The organism is Stenotrophomonas maltophilia (assembly GCF_002799245.1).
Taxonomy (GTDB): domain Bacteria; phylum Pseudomonadota; class Gammaproteobacteria; order Xanthomonadales; family Xanthomonadaceae; genus Stenotrophomonas; species Stenotrophomonas maltophilia_S.
Window position 1 is genome coordinate 25,542 of record NZ_NEQV01000002.1, and the last position, 19,785, is coordinate 45,326.

The 19,785-nt window shown below is 67.4% G+C and carries 17 protein-coding genes; 10 read left to right on the forward strand and 7 right to left on the reverse strand.

Translation table 11 applies throughout. The annotated features are described in order from the left end of the window. Window positions 1-17: 17 nt before the first annotated feature. The gene (gene dprA / locus B9Y64_RS06070) at window positions 18-1,145 is read right to left on the reverse strand and encodes a DNA-processing protein DprA (RefSeq protein ID WP_100439935.1); all 1,128 of its coding nucleotides are present in this window, start codon (window positions 1,143-1,145) and stop codon (window positions 18-20) included. A gap of 110 nt (window positions 1,146-1,255) precedes the next feature. Further along, window positions 1,256-2,386, reverse strand: a complete 1,131-nt coding sequence (locus B9Y64_RS06075) for a LysM peptidoglycan-binding domain-containing protein (protein ID WP_032958270.1) — start codon at window positions 2,384-2,386, stop codon at window positions 1,256-1,258. Window positions 2,387-2,512: 126 nt separating this feature from the next. Here B9Y64_RS06075 and def point away from each other — a divergent pair, with 126 nt between their 5' ends. The 5 genes from def (at window position 2,513) to B9Y64_RS06100 (ending at window position 8,546) form a co-directional block, all read left to right on the forward strand. After that, window positions 2,513-3,025 carry a peptide deformylase gene (def, locus tag B9Y64_RS06080; RefSeq protein ID WP_008267110.1) on the forward strand — a complete coding sequence of 171 codons (513 nt, stop codon included), beginning with the start codon at window positions 2,513-2,515 and terminating at the stop codon, window positions 3,023-3,025. Between the two features lie 120 nt (window positions 3,026-3,145). Next, window positions 3,146-4,069: a methionyl-tRNA formyltransferase gene (gene fmt / locus B9Y64_RS06085; RefSeq protein ID WP_100439936.1), complete on the forward strand. Its 924-nt coding sequence runs from the start codon at window positions 3,146-3,148 to the stop codon at window positions 4,067-4,069. 3 nt (window positions 4,070-4,072) lie between these two features. Next, window positions 4,073-5,404: a 16S rRNA (cytosine(967)-C(5))-methyltransferase RsmB gene (gene rsmB, locus B9Y64_RS06090; RefSeq protein ID WP_100439937.1), complete on the forward strand. Its 1,332-nt coding sequence runs from the start codon at window positions 4,073-4,075 to the stop codon at window positions 5,402-5,404. Window positions 5,405-5,427: 23 nt separating this feature from the next. Beyond that, window positions 5,428-7,137, forward strand: coding sequence for an ArnT family glycosyltransferase (locus B9Y64_RS06095; RefSeq protein WP_100439938.1), 1,710 nt, complete (start codon window positions 5,428-5,430; stop codon window positions 7,135-7,137). A gap of 152 nt (window positions 7,138-7,289) precedes the next feature. Further along, window positions 7,290-8,546, forward strand: coding sequence for an O-antigen ligase family protein (locus B9Y64_RS06100; RefSeq protein WP_100439939.1), 1,257 nt, complete (start codon window positions 7,290-7,292; stop codon window positions 8,544-8,546). Window positions 8,547-8,576: 30 nt separating this feature from the next. Here B9Y64_RS06100 and B9Y64_RS06105 read toward each other — a convergent pair whose 3' ends face one another. Next, on the reverse strand, window positions 8,577-9,383 hold the full coding sequence (locus B9Y64_RS06105; RefSeq protein ID WP_100439940.1) for a glycosyltransferase family 2 protein: 807 nt from the start codon (window positions 9,381-9,383) through the stop codon (window positions 8,577-8,579). Here B9Y64_RS06105 and B9Y64_RS06110 point away from each other — a divergent pair. Next, a complete protein-coding gene (locus tag B9Y64_RS06110) occupies window positions 9,382-10,440 on the forward strand; it encodes a CDP-glycerol glycerophosphotransferase family protein (protein ID WP_100439941.1) in 1,059 nt (352 codons plus the stop codon). The genes B9Y64_RS06105 and B9Y64_RS06110 overlap by 2 nt on opposite strands. Window positions 10,441-10,541: 101 nt before the next feature. Here B9Y64_RS06110 and B9Y64_RS06115 read toward each other — a convergent pair whose 3' ends face one another. The 4 genes from B9Y64_RS06115 to B9Y64_RS06130 all read right to left on the reverse strand — a co-directional run bounded on the left by B9Y64_RS06115 (window position 10,542) and on the right by B9Y64_RS06130 (window position 14,783). Further along, on the reverse strand, window positions 10,542-12,080 hold the full coding sequence (locus B9Y64_RS06115) for a PH domain-containing protein (RefSeq protein ID WP_100439942.1): 1,539 nt from the start codon (window positions 12,078-12,080) through the stop codon (window positions 10,542-10,544). Continuing rightward, a complete protein-coding gene (locus B9Y64_RS06120; protein ID WP_100439943.1) occupies window positions 12,077-12,577 on the reverse strand; it encodes a PH domain-containing protein in 501 nt (166 codons plus the stop codon). Before B9Y64_RS06120 ends, B9Y64_RS06115 begins: the two co-directional genes overlap by 4 nt. A gap of 75 nt (window positions 12,578-12,652) precedes the next feature. Further along, on the reverse strand, window positions 12,653-13,789 hold the full coding sequence (gene ribA, locus B9Y64_RS06125; RefSeq protein WP_100439944.1) for a GTP cyclohydrolase II RibA: 1,137 nt from the start codon (window positions 13,787-13,789) through the stop codon (window positions 12,653-12,655). Between the two features lie 73 nt (window positions 13,790-13,862). Then, on the reverse strand, window positions 13,863-14,783 hold the full coding sequence (locus B9Y64_RS06130; RefSeq protein WP_100439945.1) for a lauroyl acyltransferase: 921 nt from the start codon (window positions 14,781-14,783) through the stop codon (window positions 13,863-13,865). A gap of 61 nt (window positions 14,784-14,844) precedes the next feature. Between B9Y64_RS06130 and dtd the strand changes: the two genes are divergently transcribed. The 4 genes from dtd to B9Y64_RS06150 all read left to right on the forward strand — a co-directional run bounded on the left by dtd (window position 14,845) and on the right by B9Y64_RS06150 (window position 19,509). Further along, complete coding sequence (gene dtd / locus B9Y64_RS06135; protein ID WP_100439946.1) at window positions 14,845-15,285, forward strand: D-aminoacyl-tRNA deacylase; 441 nt, start codon at window positions 14,845-14,847, stop codon at window positions 15,283-15,285. A gap of 90 nt (window positions 15,286-15,375) precedes the next feature. Continuing rightward, entirely contained in the window at window positions 15,376-17,229 is a 1,854-nt protein-coding gene (gene rpoD, locus B9Y64_RS06140) for an RNA polymerase sigma factor RpoD (RefSeq protein ID WP_100439947.1), read from the forward strand. 284 nt (window positions 17,230-17,513) lie between these two features. After that, complete coding sequence (locus B9Y64_RS06145) at window positions 17,514-17,825, forward strand: hypothetical protein (RefSeq protein ID WP_100439948.1); 312 nt, start codon at window positions 17,514-17,516, stop codon at window positions 17,823-17,825. 910 nt (window positions 17,826-18,735) lie between these two features. Next, a complete protein-coding gene (locus B9Y64_RS06150) occupies window positions 18,736-19,509 on the forward strand; it encodes a DUF3800 domain-containing protein (RefSeq protein WP_100439949.1) in 774 nt (257 codons plus the stop codon). Window positions 19,510-19,785 lie beyond the last annotated feature (276 nt).

Genomic DNA, 19,785 nt, shown 5'->3' on the forward strand with positions numbered 1-19,785 from the left:
CTGTGGAGGTGAAGAAACTAGGGAGTTCGACAGTAGCGGCCGTGTACGCACACCACGATTCCCGCCAGTTCCATGGCCAGCAGCATGGAGGACACCTGTGACGCCGTCAATCCACAGCGCGTGATCAGTGAATCCATACCGCTTGGGTTGTGGTCCAGGGCCCGCCACAAGCACTGGTAGTCAGGGTCGTCGGCCCAGCGCGCCGGCAGGAGCGCCGGCGGTGCCTGTTCAGTGGGGGTGGCCAACCGCGATTGCAAGCCCGGCAGCTGCTGGCGAAGGGCGGGGGCGAGCAGTTCCAGGACCTCCTCGGGGCGCTCGACCAGTGCCGCGCCCTCGCGGATCAGGCGGTGGCAGCCGGCCGCGCGCGGGTTGAGCACCGACCCGGGCAGGGCACAGACCTCGCGGCCTGCCTCGGCGGCCAGGCGCGCGGTGATCAGCGCGCCCGACCGCTGCGCGGCCTCGACCACCACCGTGGCCAGCGCCAGCCCGGCCACCAGCCGGTTGCGCGCGGGGAAGTGGCCTGGGCGGGCAGCCGTACCCGGCAGGTACTCGCTGAGCACCACGCCTTCGGCGGCGATACGCGCCTGCAGCCGGGCGTGGCTGTCCGGATAGGCCCGGTCGGGGCCGGTGCCGATCACCGCCACGGTGCAGCCACCGGCTTCCAGCGTGGCCTGGTGCGCGGCCGCATCGATACCTGCGGCCAGGCCGCTGGTCACCGCCAGGCCCGCCTCGACGAAGCAGCCGGCAAAGCGTGCGGCCAGTGCGCGCCCGCCCGGGGTGGGTGAGCGGCTGCCGACCAGCGCCACCGAGGGGCGCCAGGCCAGGCTGGGGTCACCGGCCACGAACAGGGCCAGCGGCGGATTGGGTGCCTCCAGCAGCGCTGGCGGAAAGACCGGATCGGTGCAGGGCAGCAGGTGATGGTTGTCCTGTTCCAGCCAGCGCCGGGTGGTTGTCCAGGCCCGGGTATCGGGGCGTTCCAGCGCGGAGCATTGCTCCGGCGTGCAACCGTGTGCGCGCCAGTTCGCGGCGCCTTGCGCGATGGCGGCTTCCGCACCGCCCGTGGCCTGCAGCAGGGCCCGTCGTGGTGCCAGTGCGCCTCCCGCCATCAACAGGCGCAGCAGCGCCTCATGTGCATGCGTGGTCATCCCCCACTATCGGCTGCACACAACAAAGGCGCCCTAGGGCGCCTTCGCATGTCGCTGTCAGAGTATCCCGGAGGTGACTGCCGGCCTGCGGCCGGCAGTCCTGACCACGCCTACTTCGCGTCCGGGTGCAGCGCGTTGTACCCCACCTGCACTGGCTTCACGCCCTGCATCACCAGCGCGTAGCTGACGTTGTCGAAGGTGCGGAACACCATCGCATGCGCGGCATACTCGTCCGGCAGCGAGACCCGGCCCGCGCCGGTGCTGAGCGAGTCGTCCATGCGCGAGGAGGTCGGGTACTTCATGCGGTGCGCCACATGGCGGCCCGGCCGCCACAGCGAGAACACGGTGCCGTTGTCCACGCCCTGGGCGCGGCCGGCCGAGATCGCGATCACGTCGCGCGGGCCACCGGCGGTGAACATGTCGGTGACGGCCAGCACGCGCACGTCCACGCCCTCGACACCCGCGGCGGGCACGTGGGGCACGAACTGCAGGTCGTACGGCCTGGCCTCGACCGGTACCAGGCGGTCGCCGGCGCGCACTTCGCGGCCGCCGACGTTCTTGTCCAGCACCAGCGTGGAGGCTTCGACCTTGCCGCCGGCGATCTGGGTGATGGTGCCGGTAGCGACCTGGGCCAGCTCGTAACCGAGCACGCCACGGCGGGCGTTGGGCGCGTTGTAGGCCTTCCACAGGTTGCCGCTGCCCGGGGTGACGTCGCCATTGGCGGTCAGGTCTTCGGTCGGCTTGGGCTGGGCGTAGCGCACGGTCGGGCGTACCACGGCCCAGCGCTGGCCGACCTGGGCATCGGCCAGGCGCACGTAGACGGTGTCGCCGCCGGACACGCGCAGGCGGCTGTCCTCCAGGCCGACCACGTAGGGCAGCTGCTTGACGCTGTCGACAACGCTCAGCTGCTTCAGGAACGGCTCGACCTGGGCCAGCGGAATGGCGTCGATCGGGGCTTCCTGGCGCGGGCCGGCCTGGGACACGGTCACCCGGTCCAGATAGGCCAGGCTCAGCACGTCACCTGGATAGATCAGGTGCGGGTTGGCGATCTGCGGATTGGCTTGCCAGATCTCCGGCCACAGCCAGGGCTTCTGCAGGAAACGTGCGGCGATATCCCACAACGTATCCCCTTTTCGGACCACATAGGTGTCCGGGTGCCCGCCATTCACTTCCACGGCGGTAGCATAGGCAGCCACGGTCAGCATCGCCGCGGCGACGACCGTACGAAAACGAAGCAACATAGGTGTGAAGCCCTGATTCCCCAACAGGTCCGCGCACTATAGTCCAGAAACCGGGGCGCAAGGCAAGCGTTGGAGCTAGAATCTGCGACGTATGCCGGCGTGCCGGCCCCCAATCCGGAAACAGCCATGGCCCTTCTCCCCATTCTCGAGTTCCCCGATCCGCGCCTGCGTACCAAGGCTGCGTTGATCGAAGCCGCCGAAGTCACCACGCCGGCCTTCCAGGAACTGATCGACAACATGTTCCTGACCATGTACGACGCCCCGGGCATCGGCCTGGCGGCCACCCAGGTGGACGTGCACAAGCGCTTCATGGTCATCGACGTCAGCGAAGAAAAGAATGAACCGCATGTGTTCATCAACCCGGAAATCGTCGCCAAGGACGGGGGCCGGGTGTACCAGGAAGGCTGCCTGTCGGTCCCGGGCATCTTTGCCGACGTGACCCGCGCCGACACCATCACCGTGAAGTACCTGGACCGCAACGGCCAGGAACAGCAGCTGGAGGCCGGTGAAGTGCTGGCCACCTGCATCCAGCACGAGATGGACCACCTGGACGGCAAGCTGTTCATCGACTATCTGTCGCCGCTCAAGCGCGAGATGGTCCGCAAGAAGCTGGCCAAGCAGCGCAAGCACGTGGCGTGATCGCCAATCCGGGCCGCCCTTCGGGTGGCCCGTGCCTGCGCGACGCGCGCGGGCTGTACGGCGCCGGCCGACGGCGCCGTTTTCTTTCCTGCACGAATCCATCCTGCAAGTGGGGTAGCCATGAGGATTGTCTTTGCCGGTACGCCGGAATTCGCGGTGTCGTCGCTGCGCGCCGCGGCGCGCCACCACGAGGTCGTGGCCGTCTATACCCAGCCTGACCGCCCGGCCGGCCGAGGCCGTGGCCTGGCACCATCGCCGGTCAAGCTCGAGGCCGTCGCCCGTGGCATCCCGGTCTACCAGCCCGAATCGCTGAAGGACGAGGCTGCCCAGCAGCAGCTGCGCGACCTGCAGCCGGACCTGATGGTGGTGGTGGCCTATGGCCTGATCCTGCCCAAGGCGGTGCTGGCCATTCCGACCCACGGCTGCTGGAACGTGCACGCTTCGCTGCTGCCACGCTGGCGCGGCGCGGCGCCGATCCAGCGGGCGATCCAGGCCGGCGACACGACCACCGGCGTATGCCTGATGCAGATGGAAGCGGGGCTGGATACCGGCCCGGTGCTGCTGCACCAGGAACTGCCGATCGCCGCCACCGATACCGGCGGCCAGCTGCATGACAAGCTGGCCGAACTGGGCGCACAGGTGCTGTCGGATGGCCTGGGCCTGCTGCGTGCCGGCATCAAGCCGATCGCGCGGCCGCAGCCCGGGCAGGGCGTGACCTACGCGCACAAGCTGGACAAGGCCGAAGCCCGGCTGGACTGGGGGCAGGACGCCGATGCGCTGGCGCGTACCGTGCGTGCCTTCAATCCGTGGCCGATCGCCGAGGCCACGCTGGCCGGCGAGCGCGTGCGCATCCACGGCGCGGTCGCCCTGGACCTGGCGCATGGCCAGGCACCGGGTACGGTGCTGGCGGCCAGCCGCGATGGCATCGATATCGCCTGCGGCCAGGGCGCGCTGCGCCTGCGCACGCTGCAGCGCGAAGGCGGCAAGGCAATCACCGCCGCCGACTACCTCAATGCCCGCCGCGACCTGCACGTGGGGGCATAAGCGGTGTCGAAGCAGAATGATTTCTCCGTCGCCAAGGCGGCGCCGGGCGCAGCCACCCGCATGCTGGCCGCACGCGTGCTGGCACAGGTCTTCACCCGTGGCCGCTCGCTGAAGGCGGAACTGGCCTGGGCGCTGCCCAAGCTGGCCGACAGCCGCGATCGTGCCCTGCTGGAAGCGCTGTGTTTTGCGGTCCTGCGCCGCCGCAGCACCTATGACGCGGCCTTGCAGTCGTGGATGCAGAAGCCGCTGTCGGCGCGCGACGCCGACCTGCGCACCCTGTTGATGGTGGGCTTCGCCCAGCTGGACGTACTGGAACTGCCGGCGCATGCGGCACTGTCGGCCACGGTCGACGCCGCCCGCGCGCTGGGCCGTGAGCGCCAGGCCGGCCTGGTCAACGCGATCCTGCGCCGTGCACAGCGTGAGGGATTCCCGGAACAGCCCGCGCGCGAGGCCTTCCCGGAGTGGCTGGCCGACGCCATCGAGCGTGACTGGCCGGCCCAGGCCGAAGCGATTTTTGCCGCCAGCCTGCAGCCGGCGCCGTTGTGGCTGCGTGCCAACCGCCAGCAGGGTGGCCGTGACAAGGCGCTGGCCACGCTGGCCGAGGCCGGCATTGCTGCCGAAGCCAGCCCGCTCAGCGCCGACGCGCTGCGCCTGGCGGCGCCCGTTGCGGTGAACCAGCTGCCGGGGTTCGCGGACGGTGCGCTGTCGGTGCAGGACCTGTCGGCGCAGTGTGCTGCGGACGCGCTGGTACCGGCATCCGGCGCCCGTGTGCTGGACGCCTGTGCGGCACCCGGTGGCAAGTCGGCGCACCTGCTGGAACGTGACCCGAGCCTGCGCCTGCTGGCGCTGGATATCGATGCGCGTCGCCTCGCGCGTGCCCGCGATACCTACACCCGCACCGGTGTGGGCGAGGCGGCGCAGACCCTGGTGGCCGATGCCAGCGACCCCGGTGCCTGGTGGGACGGCACTCCGTTCGACGCCATCCTGCTGGATGCCCCGTGTTCGGCCACCGGCGTGATCCGCCGCCAGCCGGACGTGATGTTCCATCGCCGCGCCGAGGACATCGATGCACTGGTCGGCGTGCAGGCCCGCCTGCTGGAGGCCTGCTGGTCGATGCTGCGCCCGGGAGGCGTGCTGCTGTACGCCACCTGTTCGATCCTGCGTGCCGAGAACGTCGATCAGGTGCGGGCCTTCCTGAAGTGGCATCCGGACGCGGTGGCACAGCCGCTGGATGATGTATTCGGCCTGGACTGCGAGGGTATTGCGCGCCAGCGACTGCCGGGTGACAGCGATGCTGACGGTTTCTTTTACGCGCGTCTGCTAAAAACAGCCTGACCCCCGCTGACGTTCCGAGTCCCATGCTGAAATCCCGCGCGTCGCGCGAGACGTGGTTGTTCGTGGTGATGGCCCTGCTGGTGCTGGGGGCCGGGCTGGGCCTTCGTGATCCGTGGCCGTCGGACGAACCGCGCTTCGCGCTGGTGGCCAAGCAGATGATCGACAGCGGGCACTGGCTGTTCCCGCACCGCGGGACCGAGCTGTACTCGGACAAGCCGCCGATGCTGATGTGGTGGCAGGCCACGCTGTACAGCCTGGTCGGGCAGTGGCGCGTGGCCTTCCTGCTGCCGTCGCTGCTGGCGGCACTGGGCACGCTGTGGTGCGTGGTTGATCTGGGCCGGCGCCTGTGGACGCGGCGGGTGGGGCTGTACGCCGGCTGGGCGCTGCTGTTCGCGCTGCAGTTCACCTTCCAGGCGAAGAAGGCGCAGATCGACCCCCTGCTGCTGCTGTTCATCACACTGGCCAACTACGGCCTGCTGCGCCACCTGCTGCTGGGGCCGGCCTGGCGCTGGTGGTGGCTGGGCTGGTTCTTCGCCGGTATCGGCGTGATCACCAAGGGCGTGGGCATGCTGGCGCTGCTGATGATCGTGCCAGCGGCGATCGCCGCGGCGCTGCAGTGGCCACGGGTGAGCCTGCATGCGCGCGACGCGCGCTTCTGGCTGGCGCCGCTGGCCTTCCTGCTGGCGGTGTCGTTGTGGCTGGCGCCGATGCTGCTGGCCGGCTTCGCCACCGGCTCGGACGAGTACCGGGCCTACATGGACGACATCCTGTTCCAGCAGACGGCGCGGCGCTACACGCATTCGTGGGACCACCACCAGCCCGGCTGGTACTTCCTGGCGACGATGCCGCTGATGTGGATCCCGGCGTTCCTGGCACTGCCCTGGGCGATTCCGGCCTGGCGCCGCCGGCTGCTCCGCCGCGACCCACGCTATCTGCTGCCGCTGGCCTGGTGGCTGATGGTGGTGTTGTTCTTCTCGATCCCCACCGGCAAGCGCGATGTGTACATCCTGCCGGCGCTGCCGATGTTCTGCCTGGTGCTGGCGCCGCTGCTGCCGGGGTTGCTGAAGCGGCGCGATGTGCAGGCCGTGGTGGGGCTGTTCACCGGCCTGCTGTCACTGGGCCTGGCCCTGGCCGGCGCGATGGCGGTGCTGGGCGACCCGGCCTTCGAGCTGCGTCTGACCCACAGCCGCGGGCTGGCGCCCGGCGCCGTCGACGCGCTGGCCTGGACCATCCTGGCGATGGGCGTGTGGGGTGGATTGAGCCTGCTGGCCTGCGGCCGTCGTCGGCATCTTGCGCTGGTGTCGACCCTGGCGATGGTCTGGGTGCTGTACAGCCTGGTCGGCTATCCGCTGCTGAACGATTCCAGTTCCGCCCGCGGCCTGATGCGCACGGTCGGTACACGCCTGGGTCCCGATGCCGAGCTGGGGCTGGTGGCCTGGAAGGAACAGCATCTGCTGCTGGCCGACCGCCCCGCAGCGACCTTCGGTTTCGAGACGGACTGGGACGAGCAGCTGGTTGCCGCCACGCGCTGGCAGCGGCTGGCGCCCGGGCGCCGATGGCTGCTGGTCCACGAATACGCGATGCTCTCGTGCATCGACCGCAGCCGCTCTGAACAGGCCGGCGTGGCCAACCGGCGGCGCTGGTGGCTGGTGCCGGCGGCGGCGGTGAAGGTGCCCTGCGTGGTCACCGCAGAGGAGCGGGAACGTGAACGGCATTTGCAGGAACATGACTAGCCACCACGATTCCCGCTTGTCCAGTCTGCCCAAGCGGGTCCAAAGGCAGTAAAACAGCAGAATGGGACGGCCCCCGCTGGCCCGTCCCGTTCTTCCAGCAGATTGCAGCGATACTTGCCGACGTGCCAGCTTCACCGGACAACCTGAACCCCGTGGCCGGCGACCCGCTGGGCGTTCCCGTTGGTGGGCGCCACGGGGCCGCACACGCGGTGGCCCAGCTGGGCCTGTTCTGCCTGCCGGCACTGGTGCTGACCGTACCGGTCAATCTGTTGCCGTATGGCCTGCTGCTGCTGCTCAGCACCCTGCTGGCGCCGGAGCTGCTGTGGCGCGCGCGTGGCATGGCCGGTCAGCCGGTGAAAGTGCTGACCTGGCTGATGCTGGCGGTGCTGGCGCTCGGCGTCCTGTCGGTGGTGCTGTTCGAGCAGGGCCTGCGTGACGTCGACAACCGTTCGCGGTTCGTGGTGATCCCATGGATCGCGCTCTGGGTCTGCGCGCTGCGTCCCAACCTGCGGTGGCTCTGGTACGGGTCGTTGGCCGGCCTGCTCGCCACCTTCGCGATGTCGCTGTGGCAGGTGCTGGGCGGCGCCCCGCGTGCGGAGCTGTCCACCAACGCCATCGTGCTGGCCGACATCGTGATGGTGTTGATGGTGCTGCTGGTGTTCTGCCGCCCGTCGCGGCGCTGGTCGCTGGTGATCCTCGGCATGGCTGCCGGCTGCGGCACCATCGTGCTGACCGGCAGCCGCGGTGTGTTTGCCGCCTTGCTGGCGCTGCTGGTGGCGCTGGCGCTGAGCCTGCGCTGGCGCACTGGTGCGGCGCGCCTGTCGGTGCTGGCCGGCATGCTGGCGATCGCTGCGACGCTGCTGCTGTCGGTACCGGAGCTGCGCCACCAGGTCCGCCTGAGCGAGCTGCACAGTGACGTGCAGCGGATGGAGCTGGGCGACAGTGATTCTTCCGCCGGTGCCCGCGTGGAGCGCCTGCAGGTGGCCTGGGAGACCTTCCTCGATCACCCGCTGGTGGGTGTGGGCATCGGTCATTTCGACAGTGCGATGCAGCGCGTGCCGGTCTGCCGCGAGAACCCGGCAGAGGCGCGCTGCCACCTGGGGCATGCACACAACGATGTTGCCGAATGGGCTGCGACCCAGGGCATACCTGGCCTGCTGCTGTTGCTGGCGGTGTATGGCATCCCGCTCTGGCTGTTCGTGCGCCTGCATCGCCGCAGCGGACGGTCGACCTTCCGTGGGCCGGCCGCAGCCGGCATCATGCTGGTGATCACCTACGCGTTGTGCGGACTGACCCAGTCGATGTTCGCGCATCAGATGACCGCCAGTTTCTACGTGACCCTGGTCGGCCTGCTGACCGGCCTGTCGATCGTCGAGGGCGCGCGCCACCGGGCAGTCACCGGGTCGTGAGGCGCCGGCGCGCCGGGCAGGGCCCGGTGATCAGGAATTCGGCGGGTCAGCCACGGCCTGGCCGTTGCCCAGCATCCACAGCATGATGGTCTTCTGGCGCACGTAGTTGGCGCGCACATAGGCGTAGACCAGGCCGTGCCAGCCGTCGCGGAAGCCGCCGCGGAACACGAAGCCGCGCCAGAACCGCCACGCCGGGGCCAGTACCAGCTTGCCCAGCGTGGCCCGCTTGCCGCGCGCGAACTCGTGCTCGGCCATCATCCGCGCGTACTTCTCGGTCTTGGCCAGCTGCTGCTGCAAGGAGCGGTAGGGATAGTGGACCAGGTCGCCGCGCAGGGTGCCGACACTGCCATCAACGCTGGCCGCCTCGTGGATCTCGCGCTTGCCGCGCCAGCCACCACGGCGGCGGTCGAACAGGCGCAGCACCCGGTCCGGGTAGGCATTGCCATGGCGCAGGAACTTGCCGAAGTATTCCGACAGACGTGCGAAGCGATAGCCGGCATGGCCGCTGAACCCACCGTCGCGGGCCTGTTCGATGGCCGCACGCAGTTCCGGGCTGATCCGTTCATCGGCGTCCAGGCACAGCACCCAGTCATGGTGGGCCTGCTCGACGCAGTACGCCTTCTGGCTGCGGAAGCCGTCGAACGGGCGCTGCAGCACACGGGCGCCTGCGGCCCCGGCGATGGCCACGGTGGCATCGCTGGAGTAGGAGTCCACGACGATGATCTCGTCGCAGAAGGCCAGCGATGCCAGGCAGTCGCCGATGCGGCCGGCCTCGTTGAACGCGATAATGCAGGCCGAGATGCGAGGCCGTTCGATGGGAGCGGTCGTGGAGGACATGATGGCCGGGTACCTGTTGTTTGCGACGGAGCGCTATGCGCTGCCTATTCTCGCCCCGTTGGTGCAGGCCTTGCACGCCTCCGGGCAGGAGGTGGCGGCCTGGTTCGAGGACGGTGCGGCCGGCAGCCACCTGCCAGGGGTGCCCAACATCGGCCTGAAACAGGCCCTGGCAATGCGGCCGCGTGCCGTGTTCAGTGCCGCCAACTGGGTGCCGACCTTCCTGTCCGGCGCCAAGGTGCAGCTGTTCCATGGTTTCAACGTGGAGAAGCGGGACAGTGCGCGTGGCCACTTCAGGGTGCGCGGCATGTTCGACCTGTACTGCACGCAGGGGCCGGCCACCACCGTGCCGTTCCGTGAGATCGCGGCCCTGCAGGGTCACTTCGCGGTGGCCGAGACCGGCTGGCCGAAGCTGGACCCGCTGTTCCGCGACGATGGTGGCGAGAGCACCGCGCTGCGCGAAGCCGCCGGCGGACGCCCGGTGATCCTGTTCGGTTCGACCTTCACCGAGCGCCTGAGCGCAGCCCCGCACCTGCATGCGCAGATTGCTGCCGATATCGCCGAGGGCGATCGCTACTGGCTGCTGACCCTGCACCCGAAGTGCCCGGCGGAATTGTTCGAACGCTATCGCGCGCTGGCCGGTGCCAATGCGCGCTTCATCGAGCCGGAGCAGGTGATGGCCGCACAGCGCGCCGCCGATGTGCTGGTGTCCGATACCTCGTCGATCGTTTCGGAGTTCATTGTCCAGCACAAGCCGGTGGTGACTTTCCGCAACCGCGTGCCCAAGCCGCACATGATCGACTTCGACGACCCGGTGCAGTTGCCGGCGATGCTGCAGCGCGCGCTGCATCCGGACGCCACGCTGCAGGCGGAGATCGTGCGCTATGCCGATGCCATCCATCCGTACCGCGATGGCCTGTCCAGCGAACGGGTGATCGCGGCCACCGAGGATTTCCTGTCCGGTGAAATGGGCGTGCTGCGGCGCAAACCGTTCGGCAGCTGGATGCGCGACCTGCAGATCCGCAAGGACCTGGGGTATTGGGGGCCGTCGCAGCGCTGACGGGTGTGATGTAGAGCCGAGCCCATGCTCGGCTGCAGCAAGCCGAGCATGGGCTCGGCTCTACAGCAGATCCACGCCATGCGTGGATGGGCAGTGCACCCTCACCAGCGCAGCTTGCGCCGTGCCAGCGCCGCGGCCAGCTGATCCATCACGTGTTGCGCCTGCGCCTGCGGCAGGTAGTGCAGGGTGAGCGCCACATCGCCATGCGCACCGGCGGTATCCAGCTGCAGGCTGCTGGTTCCCAGCAGCTTGTCCAGTGGTGAACGCAACAGGCGCAGGCCCTGCACCTTGTCCAGTTCGGCCCAGCGCCACCAGCGCTTCCACCAACCGCCGCGCACGGCCACGTAGTGGTCATCCAGATACCAGCCCATGCGCGCCATCTGCCGATGTGCCACCAGCAGCGCTACCGGCAGCCAGGCCAGCACGATCAGCCCCCATGACCCCCAGCGCCAGTACGCAGCCGCACCCAGCAGGGGGACCAGCAGCAGGGCGCCCAGGCACATCCGCCACCAACCGCGTTGCGGAACGGGCTGCCACTGCACGGGCGGCCACTGCAGCTGTGGCAGCAGATGCTGCACCAACTGCTCGCAGCGCATTGCCGGGGCCAGCGGCGCCAGCTCACGCAGGGCGCGATCCCCATCGCGCGAGGGGCCGCCGGCAGCGCTGTCAATGCGCAGCTGGCGCAGGCCGAACCAGCGATGCAGGGTGGTTTCGCGCAGCGTCCAGGCCTGGATGCGGCGACGCGCGACACTGCTGCGGGTGCGGCTGAGCAGGCCGGCCGAGACGGTCAGGCGGCGATCCTGCTCGCTGAGGGTGAAGCCGTGATAGCGCAGCAGGGTCAGCACCACCGACAGTGCACGCAGCGCCAGCCAGCCCAGCAGCAGGGCCGCGGCCAGCAGCAGGAAGGCGCCGGCCACGCCGGGATGCAGGTGGCTGGCATAGCCGAAGGCTTCGCGGCCACCGCGCTGGATGGCAGCATCCATCACCGGCCGCGGCACGGTCTGGAACAACACGCCGAAGGCGGCGATCGCCAGCGCCCAACCGCGGTTGGACAGCAGGCCCATGCGCACCACGTCCAAGCTCGACAGGCGCAGCAGTACCTGTTCGGTGTCGGCCCCGCTGATCGAGGGGGCGGCGGCAACGTCGGCGGCCTGCGGTGCCTGCCCACGCTGGCGCACCAGTCGTTCCAGCGCCAGCGCCTGGTCCAGCTTCAGCACCCGCATTTCGGCTTCCGGACGCACGCCGCCGGCCGATTCCAGGCGCAGCTCGGCCACGCCGAACAGCCGGTGCAACGGGTTCTGCCGCACTTCCACGTTGTGGATGCGGGCGAAGGGGATCTCGCGGCGGTTGCGCGCCAGCAGCCCGCTGCGCACGGTGATCGCATCGCTGCCGATGCGGTAGCGGTAGCTGAGGTATTGCAGCACCGAGACCAGCACCAGCGCGGCAATCGCCGACAACGGAATCAGCTGCGCCCACATCGGGTCGCGGTCGCCGCGTTGGCCGAACACCAGCAGCGCCACCAGCGGCAGGAAGTAGTGGCGCAGCTGCATCAGCAGAACGAACAGCCATGACCACGGGTGCAGGCGATGGTCCTCGCCACCGGCAGGCAGCGATGCGGGCAGGGGCGGCGGCAGGCTCACAGGGCGTCGGCGTCCTGGTCGAGCTGGTGCGAGAGGGTGTCGCGCAGGCGCTCGGCGTCCGCCTCGTCCAGGCCGCTTACGGTCACCGCGCTCATGCGGGTACCGGCGGTGTGCACGATCAGCGTGGCCAGGCCGGCGCGGCGTTCCAACGGGCCCCTGCGCAGGTCCAGGTGCTGTACGCGTGACAAGGGAATGCGGGTCTCCAGCTGCCACATCAGGTCGCGGCGCAGGCCCAGCCCCTGGGCATCCAATCGCCAGCGGGTGCGGGTCAAACGCCGGCGGCCGAGCCAGGCGCCGAAGGCGATGCCGATCAGCAGCCCAAGGGCGGCAGTCCACAGGCCGCCGGGCAGATCGAAGAACCAGGCGGCCGCGGCCAGTGGCAGTCCCGGCACGAACAGGCCGCCGAACGCGCCTTCCAGTGCGGCCAGGCGGGCGGCGCGTTGCGGCAGCGACTGCCAGGCATCGGTGGGCGGGGCGGTAGGGGCGACGTCGGTCACGCGGGCTCCGTCAGGCGGCAGGGCGGGCGGTGGCGGCGGCCGCCGCACCGCGAAGACGGTAGCAGGTCGACCGCGTTACTGGGCAGCCTGGATCAGCGCATCGACATCCAGCATGTGGCCGGCACGATCGGCCTTGGTGCGCAGGTAGTGTTCGTTCTCGGCGGTGATTTCGCCGGTCACCGGAATGCAGTCCAGCACCTCGATGCCGGCGTTGCGCAGGCGCTGTGCCTTGGTCGGGTTGTTGCTGAGCAGGGCCACGCGCGAAATGCCCAGTCCGTGCAGCATCGCCACCGCACTGCCGTATCGGCGCTCGTCGGCACCGAAGCCCAGCTGTGCATCGGCATCGATGGTGTCCAAACCGTCGTGCTGGTAGCCGTAGGCACGCATCTTGGCAGCGATGCCGGTGCCGCGGCCTTCCTGGTCCAGGTACAGCAGCACGCCGCCGCCCAGCTCCTTCAGCTTGCGCAGGCCACGCCGCAGCTGGTCGCCGCAGTCGCACTTGAGTGAGCCGAACAGGTCGCCGGTCAGGCACGAGGAGTGCACGCGTACCGGTACCACCGCCGACAGGTCTGGTTCGCCGACGATGATCGCGACCTGGTCGCGCTGGGCCACGCCGCCGCGGAACACCGCGAAGGTGGTCATGCCCACGTCGCGCAGCGGCACCGGCGAACGCGCCACCAGTTCGTAGTCGTGGGTGGCGTGGGCCGCGCCCTCGGCCAGATCGCAAAGCGCCACTTCAGCAGCGCCGTTGAAGGTGCTGTCATCTGCATCCAGGCGCACGGCCACCATCGCCGGCAGCAGCAGGCCCAGGCGGGCCAGCTCCACCGCGCCGGCATCGAAGGCATCGCCGGCCGCCCAGCCGTCCGGCATCGGGCCGGGCTCGCGCAGGTAGCCCAGCGAGGGCAGGGCATCGAAGGCAACGCCGGCCAGCGGCAGGCGCGCGCCTTCCGGTGCCTCCACGCCGAGCACGCGGGCGCGGGTGGCGGTCAGGAACAGGTAGTGGCGCTGGCGTGCGGCACTGGCGAAAGTGGCGAAGCTGCTGGCGGTGGCGCTGTCCAGTGCAATGACCGCCAGGCGCTGGCCCTGGCCATCGTGGAGCAGCACCGGGCGACCGGCACGCAGTTCGGCCACCGCACGTTCGCAGCGGATCGCGGCGGGGTCGCCGAACAGGGAAGAGGCAGCAGGCATGGCAGGACCGGGGGAGGCGGACATCGCAGTCTCTATGGGGGCGCCGGCGTCGTATTCAACGTGGTGCGGCTGCCGGTCGCAGGCGACCGGGCAGCCCTCAGTGCGGATGCTCTTCGGTCGCGTACGGGTCTTCCTCGCCGCTGCCCGGTGGCCGCAGCGTATAGCGCTTGTAGGTCCACTGGTACTGCGCCGGGTCGCGGCGGGCGATGCGCTCGATGCCGGCATTGAGCGCGGTGGCCGCCACCTGCGGGTCCGGGTCGGCCACGGCCGGGTCGGTCGGCTCGATGTGCAGGGCGAACTCCATGTCCGGCCCGATGCGCTCGCACCAGCCATACAGCACGGTGGCGCCGGTGCGCTCGGCCAGCCGGTTGACCAGGGTCATGGTCAGCGCCTGCACGCCGAAGAACGGCACGAACACGCCATCGCCGGCCTTGGGCTGCTGGTCGGGCAGGATGCCGGTGGCGCCGCCGTCCTTGAGCACCTTGAACAACTGGCGCACGGCCGGGCCCTCGGCCCGTACCTGCTGCACGTTCTGGCCGCCCCGCACCAGCTGCAGGAAGGCGTCGCTGGCCTCGTCTTCCGGCGGCTTGTAGACGATGGCGATCTGCCCGCGCGAGGCCAGCCACTGGTTCAGCAGCTCCCAGTTGCCGAAGTGCGGGGCGGCCACGATCACGCCCCTGCCGCTGGCCAGGGCCGCGTCGTACAGGGCTTCACCATGGCGCTGCTTCAGGTGCAGGCGCAGGTTGTCGGCCGGTTGCTGGCTCCACAGGCGCAGGGTCTCGATCGCCTGCAGCGCGGTGGAGCGCAGCAGTTCGCGATGCAGGCGGTCGCGCGCGGGACCGTCCAGTTCCGGGTAGGCCAGTTCCAGATTACGCCGGGTGACGCGGCTCTCACGGGCGTTGAGACGGACCCAGGTCCACGCCAGGGCGTGCGCAACCCCCCGCAGCAGCGGCCAGGGCAGGCGGGCGAACAGGGTGGTGGCGCGGTAGACCAGCCGGGCTTTGCGTTGCGGATTCATCGGCGCCAGTTTAGCCAAGGGCGCTGCTATCGTGGCCGGCCCCGTTCATTGGAAGCCCACGATGCTCGTCCTGATCCAGCGTGTCAGCCAGGCCGCCGTCCACGTCGACGACGAAGCGGTGGGACAGATCGGCCCCGGCCTGTTGGCCCTGGTCGGCATGGAGCCGGGCGACACCGAGGCCCAGCTGCAGCGCATGGCCGAACGCCTGCTGGGCTACCGGGTGTTCGCCGACGAGGCAGGAAAGATGAACCGGTCGCTGCGCGACACCGGCGGCGGCCTGCTGCTGGTCAGCCAGTTCACCCTGGCCGCCGATACCCGTTCGGGCATGCGGCCGAGTTTCACCAGCGCCGCAGCGCCGGACGAGGCTGAACGCGGGTTCAATCGTTTTGTCGGGATCTGTCGTGAAAATCACGCACCAGGGGTGGAAACGGGCCGGTTTGGTGCCCATATGGTCGTCAGCCTGGTCAATGACGGTCCCGTGACCTTCCTTCTCAGGCCCTGAGCCTGCGGGACCACCGCCCGGCAGGCGGGGCCCCGGGCTGGTATAATGCTACGTTCCCTATTTCTCCCTAGCCGGTGGCGCGAGCACTACATGGCCAACGAACGTCCTGCCCAATCCGAAATCAAGCAACTGATCAGCAAGGGCCTGGAACAGGGCTACCTGACCTACGCCGAAGTCAATGACCATCTGCCGGACGACATGGTCGACCCGGAACAGATCGAAGACATCATCGGCATGATCAACGGCATGGGCATTGATGTCCATGAAGTTGCGCCGGATGTGGAAACCCTGCTTCTCAACGACGGCAACACCGGTAACCGCGAAGTCGATGACACCGCGGCCGAAGAAGCCGCCGCTGCGCTGAGCGCGCTCGACACCGAAGGTGGCCGTACCACCGACCCGGTGCGCATGTACATGCGCGAAATGGGCACCGTCGAGCTGCTGACCCGCGAAGGCGAAATCGCCATCGCCAAGCGCATCGAGGAAGGCCTGTCGCAGGTCCAGGCCGCACTGGGCCAGTTCCCGGTCTCGGTCGAGTCGCTGCTGACCGACTACGAAGCCCACAAGGAAGGCAAGAAGCGCCTGGCCGAAGTGATCGTCGGCTTCAACGACCTGACGGACGAAGCCCCGGCGCCGGCCGCAGCTGCCACTGATGACAGCGACGATGCCGACGCCGAAAGCGACGAGGACGAGGACGATGATGTCGAGGGTGGCGAGGAAGAAGCCGCACCGACCGGCCCGGACCCGGAGGAAGTCGCTGCGCGCATGCAGGCGCTGAGCGATGCCTTCAACGCCTTCAGGAAGGCGGCGACCAAGGGCGACAAGAAGAACCTGCCGCGCCTGCGCGAAGAGATGTCGGCGGTGTTCGTCACCCTGAAGCTGCCGCTGCCGCTGACCGACGTGCTGACCAAGCAACTGCGCGACACCATGGCGTCGATCAAGGCCCATGAGCGCCGCGTGCTGAACCTGGCCACCGTCACCGCACGCATGCCGCGCAAGGACTTCATCCGCTCCTGGGAAGGCAACCAGACCAACCTGGAGTGGGTGGAAGACGCACTGAAGCGCAAGCAGAAGTGGTCTTCGGCCCTGCGCGAAGTGAAGGACCAGATCATCGCCGAACAGCAGGCGACGATCGACATCGAGAAGCTGACCCAGCTGGACCTGGAAGAGCTGAAGGAAATCAGCCGTGCCATGGCCTACGGCGAAGCCAAGGCGCGCAAGGCCAAGAAGGAAATGGTCGAGGCCAACCTGCGCCTGGTGATCTCGATCGCCAAGAAGTACACCAACCGCGGCCTGCAGTTCCTCGACCTGATCCAGGAAGGCAACATCGGCCTGATGAAGGCCGTGGACAAGTTCGAGTACCGTCGCGGTTACAAGTTCTCGACCTACGCCACCTGGTGGATCCGCCAGGCGATCACCCGCTCGATTGCCGACCAGGCGCGCACCATCCGTATTCCGGTGCATATGATCGAGACGATCAACAAGTTGAACCGCATTTCCCGCCAGATGCTCCAGCAGTACGGCCGCGAGGCTACGCCGGAGGAGCTGGCCAAGGAAATGGACATGCCGGAAGACAAGATCCGCAAGGTGATGAAGATCGCCAAGGAGCCGATCTCGATGGAAACCCCGATCGGCGACGACGAGGATTCCCATCTGGGCGACTTCATCGAGGACACCAACGTGGAGTCCCCGATCGAGAACACCACCAACATCAACCTGTCTGAAACCGTGCGCGACGTGCTGGCCGGCCTCACCCCGAGGGAAGCCAAGGTGCTGCGCATGCGCTTCGGCATCGACATGAACACCGACCACACGCTGGAAGAAGTCGGCAAGCAGTTCGACGTGACCCGCGAGCGCATCCGCCAGATCGAAGCGAAGGCCCTGCGCAAGCTGCGTCACCCGAGCCGCTCGGAGCAGCTGCGCAGCTTCCTGGATATCGATTGATATCCAGGTAGTGCCGAGCCATGCTCGGCAACTGCTTCTTTCGAGAGAAACCCCGCCTGGTGCGGGGTTTTTCTTTGGTAGCACCGGGCCATGTCCGGCGGATTTTTCCGATGTCGCATATGCCGTTTGAATTCTTCCTGCGGCGACCGCACGCTGACCGTGCAGATGCTCAACACATCCCGTAGGCGGGCCGGTCATCACCGGCGCCGATGCAAGCGCGCGGCAGGTCATGTGCACCTCGTACAGCCTGCTGCATTGATTCGTCATGCATCTGGAGTCACGCCATGAATGATGTGAAGCACGATATGCCTGAGCCCGTGCAAACCGATTTCCCGCCGCTGCTGGGCTGGGATGAAGTGATGCAGGAGGAGTGTGAGGATCGTCTGGGGTTTGCACGTCGTACGACGTATGCGCTGCTGACGCTGTCTGAGGCCGGATTGCTTGCCGGCTTCAGCGAGGGCAATCAGAAGGGGCTGGAAGAGGCCAGGAGGACGGTGGCGATGTTCCACGCCCACCTGCGACGGCAGGCATGGTTTGCGGAAGCAGCAGAGAGGCGGTTGGAGCGCGTTTCGGAGGCTCTTGCTGCTGCCGGGTAGCCGATCGAGCGCGGCCTCCACTACACTGTGACGCTGCGCGGGGCCTATAGCTCAACGGTTAGAGCAGGGGACTCATAATCCACCCTCACCCCGTTTCACGGTGCCGCCGGATCTCTCCGTTTCCCTCAGAAACAAGCCTTTTATAAGTGTTTCCGGTGCATCGGTGTTTCAGCTGATTGCACCGGATATCCCGGATTTTCCGACACAGTTACACCGGAATTACACCAAGGTGGGCTAATGGTGCAGGCGTCCAAGGCTGGGTGGATTTCAGTGAGAGTGCGTTCTGCTGGGTTCTGGGGCCTAGCTGTCGCGATGCTTGGCTGGCATACGTGGATTACTCGGCCGGAGATAGAGAGGAAGTACGCCGCTACTGTCGCTGCGCAGCAAGAAGCGTCCCTCAAAATCCGGAACGGAACCTTTGTTCACAGTAGCCGCTGTATAGACGGAACGGGATCGGATAGTCGTGGCCAAGGTACCTGCTCGTGGCATGGCGGAGTGGACTACGCCTACTACCGAGACAAAGAGAGTGCATACGCCTTGCTGCGAGCACGGCCGTACGCCGACATGCAGTCGGCCATGATAGCCGCCGATAAGCTCCTTCTTTGGGCAATTCTCGCGCTCTTTGTGACTGCTCCATTTTGGGATGGAATCCTCTCAATAGCGCTGTGCGCAAAATGCCGGCGTTGAGCCGGTTCTTGCGTAAGTGTGGGGCGAGTGCATTGCGCAAAATTGCGCTCTGTCCCTGCTCCTCCCCATACAAGTCAGGGGGTGCAAAAGTGCGTGGGCCTCACATTTAAATCACCGTCGTTTCGGTGACTACTCCAGCCACGGGAAGATATCCACAGGCTTGTCCATGGCCGGTGGGTGATTTATGCCCTTAGACTGATGACATCAGCTAACGGGCAGGCGAATGCACGCTTTCAACGTATACATCGATGAGTCAGGAGACGAAGGCTTCCAGTTCAGGGACAATAATCGCGGTAGCTCTCGATGGTTTGTATTGTCTGCCGCCATCACGAGGACGGATACCGACCTGGAAACCGTGAAGCTCGTAGACCGTGTTAGGACTCAGCTGGGCAAGCCAGCGCGCGCAGATCTCCACTTCCGAAAACTCAATCACGGGCAGCGGCTCCCTTATCTCGCGGAGATATCGGGCGCGCCGCTGCGCACGGTAAGCGTGCTTGTTCACAAGCCATCCCTACAGAGTGATGCGTACTCGGAAAAAGGGCTGCTCTACAACTATGCGACCAGGCTGTTGCTCGAGCGAGTGTCCTGGCTTTGCCGGGATGCGAGGCGCGATGCCCAACACAAAGCGAAGTTGATTTTCTCGAATCGTAGCAACATGTCCTACACCGAGCTGTGCGCCTACTTGGCCAGGCTGCAGCAGAGGCGCGACGTCCGAATTGATTGGTCAGCTGTTGATTGCCAGAACGTAGCAATCTTCGAGCACAGCAAACGAATGGGTCTTCAAATTGCGGATGCGGTTGCATCGGCGGTTTGGAGTGGCGTCAACCCCAATGGCTATGGATTCACCGAGCCGCGCTATGCTGAGATGCTGCGGAGAACGATGTATCGCCACAAGGGGGCACGATTCGGCTACGGCTTAAAAGTCCTGCCGGCGGAGATCATCGCAAACAATCCGCCCCCGGGAGCGGACTGGCTCCAAGGGGCGGATTGGGCTTGAATAGGGCAGGCCCCGAGAATCAGGATCCCACGTCTTAGACGCTGCCGCCCGAAAGCGACCTGATTGAGGTCTCGCGCATGCCTGCGGCGAGAACTATACAACACGCCATTCTCATCGCTGATGAGATTTTTGGGGGTGTCGTCGGAGCCCACATTGAGGGTGGTGTTGAACTGATTGGTAGGTCCGCTGGCCACCGGTCAGGGACGCAGGGAGGATCTTCCTACCTACGTGCATTGACGATGCCGCCCCTGACCCAGGGGCGTTTCCGGTCGCCGA